Source organism: Streptomyces sp. SP17BM10, from assembly GCF_036322405.1.
Taxonomy (GTDB): Bacteria; Actinomycetota; Actinomycetes; order Streptomycetales; family Streptomycetaceae; genus Kitasatospora.
The window spans coordinates 1-706 of the sequence record NZ_JAQYXB010000312.1 but is presented as its reverse complement, the minus strand read 5'-3'; the positions used below and the strand labels follow the sequence as shown (position 1 = coordinate 706).

General features: G+C 71.7%; 1 protein-coding gene. It reads left to right on the top strand.

Annotation, left to right across the window (positions count from 1 at the left end; translation table 11 throughout):
• Positions 1–706 (top strand): AMP-binding protein (locus PUR71_RS01570; RefSeq protein ID WP_329924462.1); only part of this gene is annotated, 706 nt, incomplete at both ends.

Genomic DNA, 706 nt, shown 5'->3' with positions numbered 1-706 from the left:
GTTGGAGTTCGCGAGCGACCTGTTCGACCGGTCGACCGCCGAGGTGCTGGTGCAGCGGTTCGTCCGGGTGCTCGCCGGGATGGCGATGGAGCCGGATGTGCGGGTGGGGGCGCTGGAGGTCCTGGCGGACTCGGAGCGGGAGCAGTTGGGGGAGTGGGCCGGTGTCGTCGTGCCGGTGGCCGACCCCGAGCCGGTGCACCGGCTCTTCGAGCGGCAGGCGCGGATGACCCCGGAGGCACGCGCTCTGGTGTGCGGTGGGCGGGAGTTGAGCTTCGGTGAGCTGAACGCGTGGGCGAACCGGGTGGCGCGGGAGTTGGTGGCGCGGGGTGTGGGGCCGGAGGTGCGGGTTGCGGTGTTGTTGCCGCGGTCGGTGGAGTCGGTGGTGGCGTTGCTGGCGGTGCTGAAGGCGGGCGGGACGTATCTGCCGGTCGATGCGGAGTATCCGCGTGAGCGGGTGGAGTTCGTGTTGGCGGACGCGGTTCCGGAGGTGCTGGTCACCGATCGGGAGCTGGGCGGGGGCTATCCGGGGGTCGCTCGACTGCTGCTCGACGACGAGGCGGTGGCGCGGCAGGGTTCTGGCGATCTCGGGGTGGCCCTGGTTCCGCGGCACGCGGCGTACGTCATCTACACCTCGGGCTCGACGGGGCGGCCCAAGGGCGTCGTGATCGACCACGGCAGCCTCGCCAACCTCTGCCACCACTACGAG